This is a genomic window from Streptomyces sp. NBC_01478 (assembly GCF_036227225.1).
Classification (GTDB): domain Bacteria; phylum Actinomycetota; class Actinomycetes; order Streptomycetales; family Streptomycetaceae; genus Streptomyces.
This window is the reverse complement of sequence record NZ_CP109444.1, coordinates 4,241,255-4,258,079: the sequence shown is the minus strand read 5'-3', so window position 1 is coordinate 4,258,079 and position 16,825 is coordinate 4,241,255. Positions and strand designations below refer to the sequence as shown.

General features: G+C 70.6%; 15 protein-coding genes and 1 pseudogene. 5 read left to right on the top strand and 11 right to left on the bottom strand.

Going from position 1 to position 16,825, the window contains the following annotated elements; all coding sequences use genetic code 11:
- Positions 1-69: 69 nt before the first annotated feature.
- Positions 70-720 (top strand): mycothiol-dependent nitroreductase Rv2466c family protein, encoded by a 651-nt coding sequence (locus OG223_RS19080; protein WP_329249829.1) that lies wholly within the window; start codon positions 70-72, stop codon positions 718-720.
- 19 nt (positions 721-739) lie between these two features.
- Here the strand turns inward: OG223_RS19080 and OG223_RS19075 are convergent, their stop codons facing one another.
- From OG223_RS19075 to OG223_RS19065, 3 genes are all read right to left on the bottom strand, one after another.
- Positions 740-973 carry a hypothetical protein gene (locus tag OG223_RS19075; protein WP_329249826.1) on the bottom strand — a complete coding sequence of 78 codons (234 nt, stop codon included), beginning with the start codon at positions 971-973 and terminating at the stop codon, positions 740-742.
- Between the two features lie 69 nt (positions 974-1,042).
- Positions 1,043-2,464, bottom strand: a complete 1,422-nt coding sequence (locus OG223_RS19070; protein ID WP_329249823.1) for an FGGY-family carbohydrate kinase — start codon at positions 2,462-2,464, stop codon at positions 1,043-1,045.
- Between the two features lie 159 nt (positions 2,465-2,623).
- Positions 2,624-3,664, bottom strand: coding sequence for a 2-hydroxyacid dehydrogenase (locus OG223_RS19065; protein WP_329249820.1), 1,041 nt, complete (start codon positions 3,662-3,664; stop codon positions 2,624-2,626).
- Between the two features lie 71 nt (positions 3,665-3,735).
- Between OG223_RS19065 and OG223_RS19060 the strand changes: the two genes are divergently transcribed.
- Complete coding sequence (locus tag OG223_RS19060; protein ID WP_329249817.1) at positions 3,736-5,178, top strand: FGGY-family carbohydrate kinase; 1,443 nt, start codon at positions 3,736-3,738, stop codon at positions 5,176-5,178.
- The gene (locus OG223_RS19055; RefSeq protein WP_329249814.1) at positions 5,175-5,792 is read left to right on the top strand and encodes a histidine phosphatase family protein; all 618 of its coding nucleotides are present in this window, start codon (positions 5,175-5,177) and stop codon (positions 5,790-5,792) included. Before OG223_RS19060 ends, OG223_RS19055 begins: the two co-directional genes overlap by 4 nt.
- Here the strand turns inward: OG223_RS19055 and OG223_RS19050 are convergent.
- From OG223_RS19050 to OG223_RS19020, 7 genes and pseudogenes are all read right to left on the bottom strand, one after another.
- A pseudogene (locus OG223_RS19050) lies at positions 5,764-6,062 on the bottom strand (superoxide dismutase); the annotation flags it as partial. The gene OG223_RS19055 and the pseudogene OG223_RS19050 overlap by 29 nt on opposite strands.
- A 98-nt stretch (positions 6,063-6,160) precedes the next feature.
- Entirely contained in the window at positions 6,161-7,051 is an 891-nt protein-coding gene (locus tag OG223_RS19045) for a TauD/TfdA dioxygenase family protein (protein WP_443073844.1), read from the bottom strand.
- 18 nt (positions 7,052-7,069) lie between these two features.
- Positions 7,070-8,413: an LLM class flavin-dependent oxidoreductase gene (locus tag OG223_RS19040; RefSeq protein WP_329249809.1), complete on the bottom strand. Its 1,344-nt coding sequence runs from the start codon at positions 8,411-8,413 to the stop codon at positions 7,070-7,072.
- A gap of 393 nt (positions 8,414-8,806) precedes the next feature.
- Entirely contained in the window at positions 8,807-9,526 is a 720-nt protein-coding gene (locus OG223_RS19035) for an ABC transporter ATP-binding protein (protein ID WP_329249806.1), read from the bottom strand.
- Positions 9,502-10,368 (bottom strand): ABC transporter permease, encoded by an 867-nt coding sequence (locus OG223_RS19030; RefSeq protein WP_443073723.1) that lies wholly within the window; start codon positions 10,366-10,368, stop codon positions 9,502-9,504. The genes OG223_RS19035 and OG223_RS19030 overlap by 25 nt, the downstream gene beginning before the upstream one ends.
- Positions 10,365-11,435, bottom strand: coding sequence for an ABC transporter substrate-binding protein (locus OG223_RS19025; RefSeq protein ID WP_329249803.1), 1,071 nt, complete (start codon positions 11,433-11,435; stop codon positions 10,365-10,367). The genes OG223_RS19030 and OG223_RS19025 overlap by 4 nt, the downstream gene beginning before the upstream one ends.
- Before the next feature lie 213 nt (positions 11,436-11,648).
- Positions 11,649-12,875, bottom strand: a complete 1,227-nt coding sequence (locus OG223_RS19020) for an ROK family transcriptional regulator (RefSeq protein WP_329249800.1) — start codon at positions 12,873-12,875, stop codon at positions 11,649-11,651.
- 413 nt (positions 12,876-13,288) lie between these two features.
- On the opposite strand from OG223_RS19020, the gene OG223_RS19015 reads away from it, so the two are divergent.
- Positions 13,289-13,870, top strand: a complete 582-nt coding sequence (locus tag OG223_RS19015; RefSeq protein ID WP_329249794.1) for a biotin transporter BioY — start codon at positions 13,289-13,291, stop codon at positions 13,868-13,870.
- A gap of 64 nt (positions 13,871-13,934) precedes the next feature.
- Here the strand turns inward: OG223_RS19015 and OG223_RS19010 are convergent, their stop codons facing one another.
- A complete protein-coding gene (locus OG223_RS19010; protein ID WP_443073843.1) occupies positions 13,935-14,597 on the bottom strand; it encodes an LPXTG cell wall anchor domain-containing protein in 663 nt (220 codons plus the stop codon).
- Between the two features lie 271 nt (positions 14,598-14,868).
- On the opposite strand from OG223_RS19010, the gene OG223_RS19005 reads away from it, so the two are divergent.
- Complete coding sequence (locus OG223_RS19005; protein ID WP_329249788.1) at positions 14,869-16,824, top strand: serine/threonine-protein kinase; 1,956 nt, start codon at positions 14,869-14,871, stop codon at positions 16,822-16,824.
- Position 16,825 lies beyond the last annotated feature (1 nt).

Here is a 16,825-nt window from a genome sequence, read left to right as displayed (position 1 = left end):
GGGTACCCGGGAATGAGGTGGCGAGAGACGGTGTTGCCGTGGGGAAACGGCCGTATTCCGAGGAGCGTCATGTCTGAGACCGCCAAGACTCCCGTGGACTTCTGGTTCGACCCGCTGTGCCCCTGGGCGTGGATGACCTCCCGGTGGGTGCTCGAAGTGGAGAAGGTCCGGGACATCGAGGTCAACTGGCACATCATGAGCCTGGCGGTGCTCAACGAGCCCAAGCTCGACGAGCTGCCCGAGGAGTACCGCGAGCTGCTGTCCACCAAGGCCTGGGCCCCGATCCGCGTGGTCACCGCCGTCTGGCAGAAGCACGGCGCGGACGCCCTCGGCCCGTTCTACACCGCGCTCGGCACCCGCATCCACAACAACGGCGAGGGCCCGACCGTCGAGGCCATCGCCGGCGCGCTCGCGGACGTCGGCCTGCCCGCCGACCTGATCGACTACGCCTCCCAGGAGGACTTCGAGTTCGACGCCGAGCTGCGCGCCTCCCACAAGGAGGGCATCGACAAGGTCGGCCAGGACGTCGGCACCCCCGTCATCGCCGTCCCCGGCCCCGACGGCGAGCAGATCGCCTTCTTCGGCCCGGTCGTCACCCCCGCCCCCAAGGGCGAGGAGGCCGCCCGCCTCTGGGACGGCACCGTCGCGGTCGCGTCCGTGCCCGGCTTCTACGAGATCAAGCGCTCGCGCACCAAGGGCCCGGACTTCAGCAACCTGTAAGCACAGGGCACAGCGGCGCTCACTCGGGGGCGGCGGCCTTCTCCTCACGGAACTTCTCGGGGAGATCGCCGCCGCCTCGCGCGTTGTACGCCGGCTGGTAGCGCACACAGCCCTTGACGGCGCAGCGCCACAGATCCCCCACGTAGTGCCGGGGCCCCTTCTCCTCCCGGACGGCCACCTTCTCGGCGTCGGCCATCTTCTGGAAGTCCTGCCACCCAAGACAGTTCGGGCACCACCGTCGAAGCACCGTCATGAACTCCTCCTCGCCACGCACGGGCCAGGCCGGTAGTACACCGCGAATCGCGGGCGCCCGCCCCCGAAATCACCGGCTCCGGTGGCGCGCCGCCGTCAGCCGCGCCAGATGATCCTCGAACCCCTTGGCGTAGTACGCGGCCCGCACCGCGTCCGGCTCGACGACCTCCGTCGGCCGGGTCCACGCCCCCGCGTCCAGCGCCACCCCGTACCGTTCGGCCGCCGCGAGCACCGCGCCCCGCGCGCCCACCTCACCCTCGACCACCCGCAACGGCCGCCCCAGCACATCCGCGAGCAGCCGCATCCAGGCGGAGCTGCGCGTCCCCCCGCCGCACACGGCCAGCGAACCCGTCAGCCCGGCCGCCTCCAGACAGTGCCGGGCCGCGTAACCGATGCCCTCGCAGGTCGCGCGGATCAGGTCGGCGGGCGTCGACTCCAGGGAAACACCGGTCAGTTCGGCGCGCAGCCGGGGCTCGACGAAGGGCGCGCGCTCGCCGGACGGCGCGAAGTACGGCAGCACCCGCACCCCGTTCGCCCCGGCCGGAGTCGCCGCGAGCAGCGCGTCCACCTCCTCGTGCCGGACGCCCGTCGTCGACAGCACCCAGTCCAGGGCCGCCGTACCGACCATCGCCGGCATGGCCCGCAACCAGTGCCCCGGCCGGTCGAGGGAGATGTACAGACCGGCCGGTTCGCCGGACAGGTCGAGATCGGTGGTCGCGACGAGACTGGCGAGGCAGGTCCCGACGATGAGCAGCCCGTCGCCCGGTTCCGTAACGCCCGCGCCGAGCGCGCAGGCGGGCAGGTCGTACGGCCCGTTCGCGATCCGGGTGCCCGCCGGCAGCCCCTCGCCGCGCGTCTCGGCCGTCGCGACCGGGTCGCTGACCGGGGCCAGCAGCCCGCGGCGCCGGGTCAGACCGAGGAGTTCGACGACACCGTTGTCGTACGACCGCGTCCTGGGGTCGAGGAACGGCATCGACGCGTCCGACACATCGGTGGCCGCCCGCGCCCCCGTCAGCCGCTGGAAGACCATGTCCTTGCAGTACAGGGCACGCCTCGCCGCGTCCAGCGTCTTCGGCTCGTGCGCCTCGAACCAGGCCAGCAACGGCCCCGGACACCCCGGGAACATCGCGCTCCCCGTCCGCCGGAACACCGTCTCGAAGGTCCCGTCCGCCAGCCACCGGTCGAGCAGTTCATGCGCCCGCCCGTCCATCCAGGACGCCGCCGCCCGCACCGGCCGCCCCTCCGCGTCCACCAGCCACACCCCGTCACCCTGCCCGGTGAGCCCGGCGAGCTCGACCGGCTCGGCGGTGTCTGCCGTGAGTTCGTCGAGTACGGCGACCACCGCGGCGTAGACCTCGTCCATGTCCTGCTCGACGAACCCACCGCGCATCGACAGCTCCACCGGGCGGGCGGCCACGGCGAGTTGACGGCCGGAGGGGTCGAAGGCTGCGGCTTTTACGGTGGAGGTGCCTACGTCGATTCCGATGTACATGTGGGGGCCTCCCGGGATGGGGATGGGGTTTTGGGGGCGTTTGCAGGTTTTTTGTGGGGGTGTTAAATGCCGTGGAAGCGCACCGTGTTGAGCAGGCACCCACGCGCGCACCTCTTTTGGTTCGGCCGACGCGTGGGTTCAGTCCAACTTGGTGGGCTCTCAACCGAGTTGGTGGGACAGAGGTTCGCCTCGTGCCCAGTGGCCGACTTCACTCGCCGCTATTCGTGCCGCCTTCTCGGCCACCGCCCGGGAGGCCCCGCCCAGGTGAGGCGTGAGGACCAGCCTGTCGGTGAGGCCGAACAGCCTTGAAGCGGACGGCAACGGCTCGCGCGCGTACGTGTCCAGGGCCGCCGCCGACACCTGACCGCTCTCCAGCGCCTCGCACAACGCGTCCTCGTCCAGCAACGGACCCCGCGCCACGTTCACCACCACCGCGCCGGGCCGCAGCAGCGCCAGCTCGCGGGCACCGATCAGGCCACGCGTCTCGGGGGTCAACCGGGCGTGCAGGGTGATGACTTGGGAGCGGCGGAGGAGTTCGTCCAGCGCCGTGACGCGCAGTCCGTGGATCTCGCCGTGCACATAAGGGTCGTACACCATCACGCGGGCGCCGAAGGCACAGAGGACACGGGCGACCCGGCTGCCGACGGCCCCGTACCCGACGAGCCCGACCGGCAGGTCCTCCAGCTCCAACCCGCTGTGCTCGTAGGTGTAGTAGGCGGCGCCCGCCTCCCAACTGCCCTGACCCGCAAGGAGTTCATGGGCCTGCGGGATGCGGCGGAGTGCGGCCAGCATCATCCCCACCGTGAACTCGGCGGTCGCGGCGGCGTTGCGGCCGGGCGCGAAGCACACCCGTACGTCGTGGGTCTTGGCCGCGTCCAGGTTGACGTTGACGGGTCCGCCCCGGCACACGACGACCAGCCGCAGATCCGGGCAGGCCTCTAGTACGCGCTCGGTGACCGGGCCCATCTGGGTGACCAGCACCGTCGCACCGGTGCCGCGCAGGGCGTCGATCACCTCGCCCTCGGCGTCACTGGCCTCCTCGACCTCGGCGACGGACCCGAAGGGTTCCAGAGGCCAGCCGAGCGTCAACTCGCTTACGGTGAAAGGGTGTTCGCGCAGTTCCTCGGAGATCGCGGAAGTGATCAGCGACGGCAGGACGAAATGGTCACCGGCGGCGACGACACGCAGGGTCTCGGTCATCGTGGGGCTCCCTCCCTCTTTGCCACGATGAACGGGGAATGCCGAATGCGTAACCCCTGTGGGAGGTCCGGATGATGTTCGAAGGTGACGGCGGGGCGTGGCTGGGCATTGACCTGGGCACGCAGAGCGTCCGCGCGCTGCTGGTCACCGGCGACGGGCGGGTCCTCGGCGCCGGCGCCGCCCCGCTGACCAACCACCGGGACGGCGGCGTACGGCACGAACAGGATCCGGGGGAGTGGTGGGAAGCGGTGTGCACGGCGTGCCGGACTGCCCTGGCGGGACGAGGGTCGTCAGGGGTACGGATCGGTGGGCTCGCGGTGTGCGGCACCTCCGGGACCGTCCTGCTGACGGACGCCGAAGGGCGCCCGCTCACACCGGGGCTGATGTACGACGACGGGCGCGCGGTGGCGGAGGCGGCGCGTGTCGGGATGCAGACGAGCTGGGCGCTGCCGAAGGCGTTGTGGCTGTTGGACACCTATGGCCCCGGACGGGTGACCCACCAACCCGACGTGATCACCGCGCAGTTGACGGGCGGGACGGTCCCGACCGACTCCAGCCACGCCCTCAAGACGGGCTACGACGCGGAGCGCGAGGCCTGGCCGTCCCAACTGGCCCACTTGGGCGAGGTGTTGCCGGAGGTGGTCCGGTCCGGCACCCGGCTGGGCGAGGTCTGCCGGGCCGCCGCCGAAGCGACCGGCATCCCCGTCGGCACCCCGGTCGTCGCGGGGATGACGGACGGCTGCGCGGCCCAGATCGCGTCCGGCGCGCTGCGCCCCGGCGCGTGGAACTCGGTGCTCGGCACCACACTGGTCCTCAAGGGCGCGTCCGCGAAGCCCGTTCGGGACGACGCCGGGGTGGTCTACAACCACCGGGCACCGGACGGGAGTTGGCTGCCGGGCGGGGCGTCGAGCGTGGGGGCGGGAGCGCTGCCGGCGGGGTCGGACCCGGCGGACATGGACCTGCGGGCGGCCGCGTACGAACCGTCGGGCGTCATCGCCTACCCCCTCTCCTCGCCCGGCGAACGCTTCCCCTTCCTGGCCCCGGACGCCACCGCGTTCACGCTCGGCACCCCGGCCTCCGAGGCGGACCGCTGGGCGGCGGTACTACAGGGCGTGGCATTCACCGAGCGCCTGTGCCTCGACTACCTGCACCAGCTCGGCGCCCCGATAGACGGCCCGCTCACCTTCACGGGCGGCGCGGCCCGCAGCGCGTACTGGAACCAGCTCCGCGCCGACGTCCTCGGCCGCCCGGCCCGGGTACCCGAACAGATCGAACCGGCCCTGGGGATGGCGGTGTTGGCGGCGTACGGGACGGGGGCCGCTTCCTCACTCGTCGACGCGGCCGACCGCATGGTCCGTATCCGCACGGTCCTCGAACCCCGCGCGTCCCGCACGGCGCGCTTCGTCGAGCCGTACGCTCGCCTGGTGGACGAACTGGAGACCCGAGGCTGGCTGCCGACCCCGCTCGCGACCCACACCCGCACCCGGCTGAACCAGGACACGATCGACTCATGAGCACGACTCTCCTGCTGGCCCGCCACGGCCAGACCGTCTGGCACGCCGAGAACCGCTACGCCGGCGTCAGCGACGTGGCCCTCACCGACACGGGCCGCGCCCAGGCGGAGGCGTTGGGCCACTGGGCCGCCGACCACCCGGTGGACGCGATCTGGACGTCCCCCCTGTCCCGGGCCGTCCGCACGGCGGCCCCCGCCGCCCGCGCCCTGAACCTCATCCCGCACACCGAACCCGCCCTGATCGAATGCGACTTCGGGGTGGTGGAGGGCCGTACCCTCGCGGAGTTCGAGGCGGAGAACCCCGAGGCGGCACAGGCCTTCCGCGCCGACCCGGTGTCGAACCCCTTCCCCGAGGCCGAGGACCCGACCGCGGCGGCGACACGCGGCACGGCCGCCCTGCACCGCATCGCCGCCGCCCACCCCGACCAACGCGTCCTGGTCGTCGCCCACAACAGCCTGCTGCGGCTGGTGCTGTGCCGGTTGCTGGGGATTCCGCTGAGTGAATACCGGCGGGTGTTTCCACGACTGCGGAACGCGGCGGTCAGCGAACTCCAACTGCAGGGCGGGACGGTGGCCCTGCTGTCGCTCAACGTGCCGTGCGGATCGGAGAGTTGACGACAGCCCACATCGCGTCGATGAAGTCGACTTTCTGGTTCTTGTACTGGAGATAGAAGGCGTGCTCCCAGGCGTCGAAGACGAGGAGGGGGGTCGCCCCCTGCCAGACGTTGCCCTGGTGGTCGTAGACCTGCTCGACGATGAACCGGCCGCTCAGGGGCTCGTGGGCGAGCACGCCCCAGCCCGAACCCTGTGTCGTCGCGGCGGCCTTGTCATGTTGCGCCAGTGGATGCTGTGCAGGATGTGTCCGGAGAGGTGGAACGCCAGGTCGGGCAGCGTGTAGACGGGCATGACGGATCGATCCCCTCCGGACCTCTTGTTGCACATCACTTGCAACTACAAACAATCGGTGAGAAGGCTCGGTGTGGCTACTCCGCGACCGATGTGTAGTGCGACGCGTCGCCCTCGATCGAGTAGCTCTGCTTGCCCTCGATGCCGGTCGGGATGTCGCCGGCCACGGTGACGCGGTTGAGGCGGCGGGGCTGGTTGTCGTAGTTGTCGATGGCGTAGTGCTGGGTGATGCGGTTGTCGAACAGGACGAGCTGGTTCGGGGACCAGCGCCAGCGCAGGACGTTCTCGGGGCGGGTGACGTACGCCTGGAGGATGTCGAGGATCTTGCGGGACTCACCGGTCGACAGGCCGACGATCCGCTGCGCGAACCCGCCGATGAACAGGCCGCGTTCACCGGTCAGCGGGTGGACGCGGACGACCGGGTGGACCGTGCGGAACTTGATGGACGTGAACTGGGCGCGCTGGGCCGCCTTTTCGCCGTCGATCTCCTCGTCCGGTACGGCGTAGTCGTAGTCGTTGGTGTGCTCCGCCCACAGGGTGTCGGCGAGGGCGCGCAGCGGTTCGGGCAGGTCGCGGTAGGCGGCGGCCGAACTGGCGATCAGGGTCTCGCCGCCGTACGGCGGGACCGTGATCGAGCGCAGGGTGCTGGCCTGGGGCGGGTTGAGGACGAAGGTGACGTCGGTGTGCCAGTGGTTGGCCCGGCCGCGCTCGCTGTCGACGGGCAGCACGTTCGGGGCGCCGTCGACGGCGGGCACGGTGGGGTGGGCGGTGGTGAGGTCGCCGAAGTGGCGGGCGAAGGCCTCCTGGCCCTCGTCGTCGAGGTGGACGTCGTCGAAGACCAGCGCCTTGTGGATGTTGAGGGCCTCGCGGATCGCCGCGACCTGCTCGGCGTTCAGTGGCTTGTTGATGTCGACACCGGACACGCGGGCGCCGATGTTCGCGGTGACCTTCTGGATCTCGATCTCGATGGACATGCTGAAGTCCTTTCAGACGAGGGCGGGTTGGGCGGGTCGGGTGTACTGGTTGGCGGGGCGGGGGAGGCCGTAGCGCTCCCGGAGGGTGGTGCGCGGGCCGTACTCCGTGCGGAGCAGACCGCGGGTGCGCAGGAGCGGGACGACGTGGTCGACGAAGGCGTCGAGGCCGGACGGCAGGACCGCGGGCATGATGTTGAAGCCGTCGGCGGCACCCTGCGTGAACCAGGACTCGATCGCGTCGGCGACCTGTTCCGGCGTACCGGCGAAGGTGAGATGCCCGCGCCCGCCACCGAGCCGGCCGATCAACTGCCGCACGGTGAGCCGGTCCCGGCGGGCGAGTTCGACGACGAGGGTGTAGCGGCTCTTGGCGCCTTCGATGGCGTCCTCGGGCGGAAGGCCGGCGGGCAGCGGGGCGTCCAACTCCAGCGTGCCGGAGGGTAGTTGGAGCAGCCGCTCCAGATGGTCCACGCCGTGCGTGTACACGATGTGGTCCTCCAGCAGCCGCTCGTTCGCGCGGGCCTCGGCCTCCGTCCCGCCGATCACCGGGACGATGCCGGGCAGCACCTTGATGTGCTCGGGGTCCCGACCGGCCGCCGCCGTACGGGACTTGAGGTCCTGGTAGAAGTCCTGCGCGTCGGCGAGGGTCTGCTGCGCGGTGAACACGGCCTCCGCGTACCGGGCCGCGAACGCCTTGCCGTCCTCGCTCGACCCGGCCTGCACGAGCAGCGGGTAACCCTGGGGTGAGCGGGGCACGTTGAGGGCGCCCTCGACGCTGAAGTACGTCCCCTGGTGGTGGGGCGGGTGGATCTTCGTGTCGTCGCCCCACACCCCCGCCGCCTTGTCGGCGACGATCGCGTCGTCCTCCCAACTGTCCCAGAGCTTCAACGCCACATCGAGGAACTCGGCGGCCCGTGCGTACCGTTCGGCATGCGCGGGCTCGTGCGCCAGACCGAAGTTACGGGCGGCCTCGGCACCGGCGGTGGTGACGATGTTCCAGCCGGCCCGGCCGCCGCTGATGATGTCGAGCGAGGCGAACTTGCGGGCCAGGTTGTAGGGGGAGTTGTAGGACGTCGAGGCCGTGGCAATCAGGCCTATGTGCTCGGTGGCCGTCGCCAACGCGGTGAGCAGCGTGAGCGGTTCCAGTGCGCCCGCCGGTCGTTGGGCCAGGTTGCTCCACAACTGCGGTCCGTCGGCCAGGAAGAGGGAGTCGAAGGTGCCGCGCTCCGCGATCCGGGCGAGGTGTGTGTAGTGGTCCAGCTCGACGTGGGCGTAGGGGTTGCTCTCCGGGAGGCGCCAGGAGGCCTCGTGGTGCCCGGTGTTCATGAGGAAGGCGTTGAGGTGGAGACGGCGGGGCATGCCAGATCCTTTGTGTGAGTGTTCCGGTGCGGGAGTCGGTCCTTCGAGCGCCGTTTCGACGCGGTCCGCGACTGTCGGGCGGCCGGCGTCTTGTCGAGGCGGGCGGCGACCATCGGGCGGTCGGCGCCTTGTCAACGCGGGCGGCAACAATCAGCCCGTCCGGCGACTTTTCGGCGCGGGCTGCCAACATCCAGCCCGTCCGGCGCCTTTCAGTACGGGCTGCCAACATCCAGCCGGACCGGTGCCTTTCAGCACAGGCCGCCCATATTCAGCCCGTCCGGCGTTTGAGGACGAGGCCCCTTCAGGGCCGATGGGGGTCTGGGGGCGCAGCCCCCGGGCGGCACGCGCAACCGACGGTCACTGCGCAACCGACGGTCACCGCGCGGCCGACGATCACCGGGAATCCGACGTCACACCGAGCGCCGCCAGCAACCGTTCCCGGTACTCCGCACGCGGCACCTCGGGGTCGATGGCCAAGTCCAGCCCGATCCGCCCCCGTTCCAGCACCAACACCCGGTCCGCAAGCACAATCGCCTCATCCACGTCATGCGTGACCAGCAACACCGAGGGCCGATGCCGCTCCCACAGCTCGCGCAGCAACACGTGCATCCGAATGCGGGTCAGCGCGTCCAACGCCCCGAACGGCTCATCGGCCAACAGGAGTTCGGGCTCACGGACCAGGGACCGGGCGAGAGCGGCGCGCTGCGCCTCACCGCCGGACAACTCGTTGGGCCAGGCGCGCTCACGGCCCTTCAACCCCACCTCGGCAAGGGCCTCGCGGCCCTTCTCGGCGGCTTCCTTGCCCTCCGTCCCCAGCAGCACGTTGTCGAGCACCCGGCGCCAGGGCAGCAGCCGGGAGTCCTGGAAGACCACCGACACCCGTTCGGGGGCGGTGAGTTGACCGCTCCCGACGACCTCGTGGTCCAGGCCCGCGATGGCCCGAAGCAGCGTGCTCTTGCCGGAACCGCTGTGCCCGAGCAGTGCGGTGAACTGTCCGGCGGGCAGGTCGAGGTCGATGTCGTCGAGGACCGTACGACCGTCGAACGACCGGGTGAGACCCCGGAGTTGGACGGTGGGCGGTGCGGTGGTCAACTGCTGAGTGTGCGGCGCCATGACAGCACCCTCCGTTCGACGAGACGGACCGCGCTGTCGGAGACCAGACCGAACACGCCGTAGATCAGCAGGCCGACGAGGATGACGTCCGACTGGCCGTAGTTCTGGGCCTGGAACATCATGTAACCGAGGCCGCTGGTGGCGTTGATCTGCTCCAGGACCACCAGGCTCAGCCAGGAGCCGGTCACCCCGAGCCGCAGGCCCACGAAGAAGCCGGGCAGGGCGCCGGGGATGACGATCTGGCGGATGAACCGGAGCCTCGACAGGCCCTGGACCTCGGCGAGTTCGACATAGCGGTGGTCGATGCCGGACAGCGCGGCATGCAGGTTGAGGTAGATCGGGATGTAGACGACGATCGCGATGATGGCGATCTTGAAGGTCTCGCCGATGCCCAGCCAGAGGATGAACAGCGGGATGAGGCCGAGGGTCGGGATCGCCCGGTTGAGCTGCACGGTCCCGTCGATCAGCGCCTCGCCGACCCGGCTCAGCCCGGCGGCCAGCGCGAGGACGACACCGGCGGTGAGGCCGAGGGCGAAGCCGTAGGCGGCGCGTTCCAGCGAGGTCAGCATGTCCGTGGGGAGCGTGCCGGACGTCCACAGCCGTCCGGCGGTCCGCAGCACCGTCCAGGGCGCCGGGATCGCCGCCGGGTCCAACTGCCCGGCGGCGGAGGCGAGGGCCCACAGGGCGAAGAAGAGCGCGGGGCCGATGACCCGGGAGGCGGGCAGCCGCTTGCCGGGGGCGAGGCCGCGCCGCCGCCCGCGCCGCCTTACCGCCGCCTTCTCCTCAACGGCGGTCACCGGCACGCTGGTTGCAGTGGTCGTCGAGGTCGTCACGGCCGTCACTTCCGGTACTCCGCCGGTACGGCCCGCGCCGCGATGGACTCGAAGCGCCGGTCGAAGAGCGAGTCCACCTTGAACTCCTTCACGAAGCCGCCCTCCGCGAGCAGATCGGCGGTCTCCTGCTCCCACTTCACGGCCTCGTCCCAACTCGGCGGGAACAGCGGCTTGTTGGCCAGCGCGGTGACCGACTGGGCCTGCGCGAGAGTCAGGTTCTGCGTCTTGACGTAGAACTCCTCGTTCCAGGTGTCCGGGTTCTCGTACTGCCAGACCTGCCCCTGCGCCCACTGCGGGATGTACGCGGCGATCGCGGCGGCCTTCGCCGGGTCGGCCAGTACGGCGGCCGGCGCCCACAACAGGTTCAGCAGGTCCACGACGTCGGTCGTGACGGCGCGGGCGCCCTTCGCCTCGTACTGCTTGAGGTACGCGGGTGCCTGGCTGTTGGCGAGCGGGGCGATGTCGACCTGGCCCGACTGGAGGGCGGTGAAGAACTGGTTGCTGGTCAGCGGGACCAGCTTCACCTCGTCGTACTCCAGGCCCGCTTCCTTCAACGCCCGCAGCAGGACGACGCCTTGGGCCTGGCCCTGCGAGAACGCCAGCTTCTTGCCCTTGAAGTCGGCGACGGTGCGGATGTCGCTGCCGGGCTTGGTGGCGAAGAGGTAGTTGGGCTTGCGGGTGACATTGATCGCGACGATCTTCGCGTCGTAGCCCTGGTAGTGCGCCTGGATCGGCGGGATGCCCGCGTTGTTGGCGAGGTCCAGGGACTTGGCGCGGAACGCGTTGATGACATCGGGACCGGCCCCGATGTTCAGCCAACTCGACACGGTGAACGGCAACTTGGGCAACTTCGCCAGTTTGAACTGGAGTTGCTGGGTGTTGAGGTACGAGGAGATCTTCAGACTCGTGCCGGACGGCACCTTCTGGGCGAGCGGGGCGGACAGACCGGCCCCCGACTTGGCGGTCGCGGCACTGCTCGTGGCGCAGCCACTGAGGCCGGCGATGCCCGCGGCGGCACCGAGCGCCGAGGTGAGGAAGAGCCGCCGGTCGACGCCGGGCGCACGGGAATGAGGCATGGGAAGACTCCCTGATCAAAGTTTTGGGAACGCGAGAATGCGCGCGAAATTCACGGACGGAGAAGTCCGGAAAAAGAAATCCAGGCAGGATGAGACCGGCGCTCGGGGCGCGTCAACGGGTCAGCAACAAGAAGTGCGACAACTCATCTGCAGGCTCATGACCAGGATGTTCCCGGTCATGCGCACCCCTTGTCAATATTCCGAGTTTCTGAATTAAATACGCCCCGGTGAAGCGCTCGGTGACACGCTCAGCGGATCCCGGTACAGCACGTCCAGCAGCACCGAACCACCCGCAACCGCCAGCACGGAATCCGGGAAACTCGTCGGCACGACAGCCGACGCCCGTCCGTCACCGACCTCCTCGCGCAGCGCGCGCAGGCAGTCCTCCCGCCGCATCACCCCCAGCTCGGTGACGACCACCGTCTCCGGGTTGAGGATGTCGAGCAGCAGCCCGGCCGCCCGCCCGACCATCCGCGCCCGCTGCGTCAACAGCCGTACGGCGAGCGGGTCTCCGCGTTCGGCCGCGGCCACGACATGGGTCGGGTTCACCCCGTCGACGATCCCCGCCTCCCGGGCCCGACGGCACAACGTCCGTTCGCTCAGCTCGACTTGGAGGCAGCCGACGCGCCCGCAGCCGCACGGTTCCGTGCCGCCGCGCAGCGGCAGATGCGCGATCGCCCCGGCCTGGGACCGAGGGCCGTGGTGCACCTCGTCGTTGGTGGCGAAGGCCGCGTCGACCACATTGCCGACGAAGAGATGCAGCACGCTACGGCTGCCGCGGGCCGCCCGCCCGAACAGGCGCTCCGCGTTCACCAACGCCCGTGCGTGGCCGTCGACATGGACCGGGAGCCCGGTGCGGGCGCCGAGGAGCTCGCGCACCGGCACCTCACGCCAGTTGAGCAGCGGATGTTCGACGATGGTCCCGGAGTCCCGGTCGACCCAGCCGCCGGCGGCCACGCCGACCCCGAGCGGGGTGCATCCGGCGGCCTCCGCGAACAGCGCGCCCAGCCCGTCCGCGGCCCGGGCCAGTACCCGGGCAGGCTCGGTGCGGCCGGCCGCGGTGTCGTGCCGCAGCCGCCGCTCGGCCAGCACCCGCCCGCGCAGATCCAGCAGCGCCACGGTCGTATAGGGCACGGCCACATGGACCCCGCCCACGATGAACCGTGTGCCGTCCAGGTCGACGGGCACATGGGGTCGGCCCACACCTCCCGACCGCTCGGGGGTGGCCGACTCGCGGATCAGGCCGAGTTCGGCGAAGCGGGCGCAGTAGTCGGTCACCGACGCCGGGGACAGCCCGGTCAGCCGCGAGATGGTGGAGCGGGCCACCGGCCCGTGCTCCAGCACGGACCGCAGGATGACACTCGCGTTGGTGCGCCGCCGGTCGCTGTCGGCGGCGCGGGGTACGGGGGAGCGGAGAAGAGGTGCCGCGTTACGGGGCATGGGGATCTTCCTCGGGAACGGGTCCGACAGTGCGCCGTCGTCTTGTGTGTCTCACATGCGAGACACGTCGAGGCGCACCGGATCCGCTCCGCCCGCCTCAGGGGCGGTAACAGGTCGCCGCGGCCTGGCGTCGCAGGTCGACATAGCGACGCGACGCGAAGTTCCGGGCCTGGGCAACCATGCGGTCGAAGCTAGCAAAACGGTCCACGGCTGCCCAGACGGTGACCGGTGTGCGAGACGGCACGGGGTCCGCGTGACCGGCATCACGCCCGGGCGTGTGTAGCGGGCATCCTTTGTCCGGAGCCCACCAACTCCGCGGCGAAGCCTTTGTCGAGCGCTGACGGTGATCGGCCGCAGTGCCCTGGGATAGCGTCGCGGAGTCCCCCTGTACCCCGTCAACCTGCGGAGTTCCCTTGAGTACCGCCGTCGCCACCGCCCGCCCGGGACTGGTCCTCGCCGACCTGCTGCCCGCCTCCCGCGTCCGGGACCTCGCCCTCGTGCTCGGCGGCGCCGCGCTCACCGGCCTCGCCGCGCAGATCGCCGTGCCCGTGCCGGGCTCCCCGGTCCCGGTCACCGGCCAGACCTTCGCCGCGCTGCTCGTCGGCACCTCCCTCGGTGCCGGCCGCGGCTTCCTCTCGCTCGCCCTGTACGCGCTGCTCGGCCTCGCCGGCGTCCCGTGGTTCGCCGGCGGCACCCACGGAGGCGGCGCCTCCTTCGGCTACATCATCGGCATGCTGCTCGCCTCCGCCGCCGTCGGCGCCCTGGCCCGCCGCGGCGCCGACCGCTCGGTGCTGCGCATGGCCGGCACGATGCTGCTGGGCGAGGCGATCATCTACGCGATCGGCGTCCCGTACCTGGCGCTGAGCCTCGACCTCTCGACGAGCGCCGCGATCGCCGCCGGCCTCACCCCCTTCCTGCTCGGCGACGCCCTGAAGGCGGCCCTGGCGATGGGCGCGACCCCGACGGCCTGGAAGTTCGTCAACAAGCAGCGCTGACAAGGGAGTTGAGGGGGAGGGCCGGTGGTGCGCGAGCACCCCGGCCCTCCCTTGTTTCGTGTCCTCAGCTCTCCAGAGGCTGCCTCGGCCGTCGCTGCGACCAGTGCAGGCCCGCCGCGCCCGCCGCGATCAGCGCCGCACCGGCCGCGCCCAGCGGCAGCACGTCGGCGCCGACCCCCGTCTTGGGCAGCGTGTCGCCGCCCGGCGCCACCGGCTTGTTGTCGGTGCCGAGCAGCAACGGGGTGGCCGGCGCGTTCGGTGACGGGTTCGTCGTACCGAACGGGACCGGGCCCTGCTGCCAGAACGTCTTCTTGCCGTCGGCGGACACCACCGGCAGACAGATCTTCCCGGCCTTGCCCAGGTCGTACGTCGCGTCGACGGCGTACGACTTCGAACTGCCCGCGGCGAGAGCGCCGACAGGGCAGGTGAATCCGCTGTTCGAACCGGGCGGCAGATCCTTCTCACCGATCGCCGAACAGCCCTGCACATGCGTGACCTTGAGGCCGTCGAAACCGACGACCAGGAGATTGAGTTCGCCGCTCGTTTTGGTCCCCTCGTTCTTCACGGTGGCGGTGATCGCCGTCTTTTTCGAACTGTTGTCGACCGAGATCTTTTCCGGCAGGAGCGTGGTCAGTTTCACACCCGCCGGAGCCGCCTCCATCACCTTTCCGCCTTTGCTGCTCCCCGGTCCCTGGTCATCCGCCGAAGCGGTGAAGGAAAGGACCATCACCGCCGAGAAAGATGCCGTGAGCAGCGAACCTGTGACGGCTGTGGCCATGGCCGCAGCGCGACGAGAACTCATGTTCGTCCCCCTTGTGTTCCCCTTGCGTTCCCCTGTGTCCCCCTGGGGCTGCGCCTGAATTCGCAGTACTTGAAGAGGTACCACAAGATTTCTCCGCACTATGCTGGTACGGCATGAAGTGTGACCATTGTGGGGGTGCAGCGGATTGCCGGGGAATACGGGGAACTTGAGGGGTGGCGGAACTCCGGGGCTATGGGTGACCGGGCGCTATCGGCTGGTCGAAAGTATCGGCCAGGGGGGAATGGGGCGGGTGTGGCGAGCCGCCGACGAAATGCTGCACCGGCAGGTCGCGGTCAAGGAAATGCGCATAGACGGCCTCGACGCGGAGGACACCCGCACCCGCCGTGAGCGCACCCTGCGCGAGGCCAGGGCGACGGCCCGCATCGACCACCCCAACGTCGTGCGGGTCTACGACGTCGTGGACGAGGGCGAACGCCTGTGGATCGTCATGGAGTTGATCGCCGGGCGCTCCCTGGAACGCATCCTCGCGGACGACGGCGCGCTCGGCCCGCGCGAGGTCGCCCGTATCGGACTCGGCCTGGTGGCCGCGCTGCGCCAGGTGCACGCGGGAGGCGTCCTGCACCGCGACATCAAACCCGGCAACGTCCTCGTCGAGAGCCGCGCCCAACGGGTCGTGCTCACGGACTTCGGCATCGCCGCGATCCAGGACGCCAAGGCGCTCACCATGGTCGGCATGCTCGTCGGCTCGCCCGACTACATGGCCCCCGAGCGGATCTCCGGCCGCCCACAGGGACCGCCCTCCGACCTCTGGTCCCTCGGCGCGACCCTCTGCGCGGCACTCGGAGGCCGCTCACCGTTCTCCCGCGACACCACCCTGGCGACCTTGCACGCGGTGCTGTACGAGGAGCCCGAACTCCCGTCGGCGGCAGGTCCGTTGAGGGAGGTACTGGCCGAGCTGCTGGAGAAGGACCCCTCGGTCCGGCCGGGGCTGGAGGAGGTCGAGGAGGCGCTGACGCCGGTCGCGTTTCCGGTGGAAAGGGAGGAGGCGGAGGGGGAGGAGGCTGAAGAACCGGGTTCGGTGGAACCGGAGTCGGCGCAGGAGCCCGAGACTCCCGAGGCCTACCGGGAGTCGCCCACCCCGGCCTTCCTGGAACCGTCGCTCGTCCGCGCGGCACGCGATCCCCGGGTGTACGACCCTGATCCCGACCCCGTCGAGGACGCGATACCGACGCAGCGTCCCGCCGTCGAGCCCAACTCCCCGCCGTCCGCTCTCCGCAAGCCGGGTGTCTCCCTCGCCCGCACCGAGCAGACCGAGCACCCCGGCCAAGCCGAACCCGCCGCCGAAAAGGCCGAGCTGGTCCCACCGGCTCAACCCGCCGACCCCGCCGAAGCGTTGACCGAGCGAAAGCCCATCCCCCTCCCGGCCCACCCACCTGCCCCGCGCCCGGCGCCACCGCGCCCCGCCCTCGGCCCGCACCCCGCCCGCCTGCCCCGAGGCCCCGCCGCTCCACCGCCTGGCAGTGAACTCCCGGGCCCCGCCCAGCCGTTCACCCGCCGCCGCACCCACCGTCGCCGTACCGGACTCATCGCCGCCGCGGCCGTAGTGGTCGTAGGTGCGGTCCTCGGCACGATCCTCACCAACTCCGGTGGCTCGACCGGTACTTCAGCAACCCCGTCGGCTTCGTCGAGTTCATCGAGTTCATCGACTTCGGCTGAACCGTCCACTTCCCCGCCCGCCACGGTCGAGGGCACCTCCCGCCCCCGGACCCTCCCCCCTGGCACGCACCGCGAGGCGGGCGGGTTCGCGTGGGCCACGCCCGTCGGATGGCGGCGGGATCTGAAGACGGGGGCCGAGGTGCACTACACCTCCCCGGACGGCGGCCAGGAGCTGGTCGGCAAGTCGTCCCTCGCCCGCGGTGACCTGATGGAGACGTGGGAGGCCTCGGAGCGGAACGCCCAACAGGGGGCGGACTACCGGAAGATCCGCCTCGACAGGACGACGTTCCGCGGCCGGCCGGCGGTGATCTGGGAGTACACGTTCACGCTCAAGGGCGTCGCCTGGCACGCCCGGCTGCTCGGCTTCGACGAGGACGGGAAGTCGTACCAGATCAACACCTGGTACCAGCCGGACGTGGAGACCCGGGCCCTGAAGACCTACGACAAGGTCAAGAACAGCTTCGTCGTGCTGTGAA

What these genes read in the sequence shown, in the direction of transcription:
- OG223_RS19080 (WP_329249829.1), top strand. Translation starts at nt 70, where the DNA reads ATGTCTGAGACCGCCAAGACTCCCGTGGACTTCTGGTTCGACCCGCTG.
- OG223_RS19075 (WP_329249826.1), bottom strand. Translation starts at nt 973, where the DNA reads ATGACGGTGCTTCGACGGTGGTGCCCGAACTGTCTTGGGTGGCAGGAC.
- OG223_RS19070 (WP_329249823.1), bottom strand. Translation starts at nt 2,464, where the DNA reads ATGTACATCGGAATCGACGTAGGCACCTCCACCGTAAAAGCCGCAGCC.
- OG223_RS19065 (WP_329249820.1), bottom strand. Translation starts at nt 3,664, where the DNA reads ATGACCGAGACCCTGCGTGTCGTCGCCGCCGGTGACCATTTCGTCCTG.
- OG223_RS19060 (WP_329249817.1), top strand. Translation starts at nt 3,736, where the DNA reads ATGATGTTCGAAGGTGACGGCGGGGCGTGGCTGGGCATTGACCTGGGC.
- OG223_RS19055 (WP_329249814.1), top strand. Translation starts at nt 5,175, where the DNA reads ATGAGCACGACTCTCCTGCTGGCCCGCCACGGCCAGACCGTCTGGCAC.
- OG223_RS19040 (WP_329249809.1), bottom strand. Translation starts at nt 8,413, where the DNA reads ATGCCCCGCCGTCTCCACCTCAACGCCTTCCTCATGAACACCGGGCAC.
- OG223_RS19035 (WP_329249806.1), bottom strand. Translation starts at nt 9,526, where the DNA reads ATGGCGCCGCACACTCAGCAGTTGACCACCGCACCGCCCACCGTCCAA.
- OG223_RS19025 (WP_329249803.1), bottom strand. Translation starts at nt 11,435, where the DNA reads ATGCCTCATTCCCGTGCGCCCGGCGTCGACCGGCGGCTCTTCCTCACC.
- OG223_RS19020 (WP_329249800.1), bottom strand. Translation starts at nt 12,875, where the DNA reads ATGCCCCGTAACGCGGCACCTCTTCTCCGCTCCCCCGTACCCCGCGCC.
- OG223_RS19010 (WP_443073843.1), bottom strand. Translation starts at nt 14,597, where the DNA reads ATGGTCCTTTCCTTCACCGCTTCGGCGGATGACCAGGGACCGGGGAGC.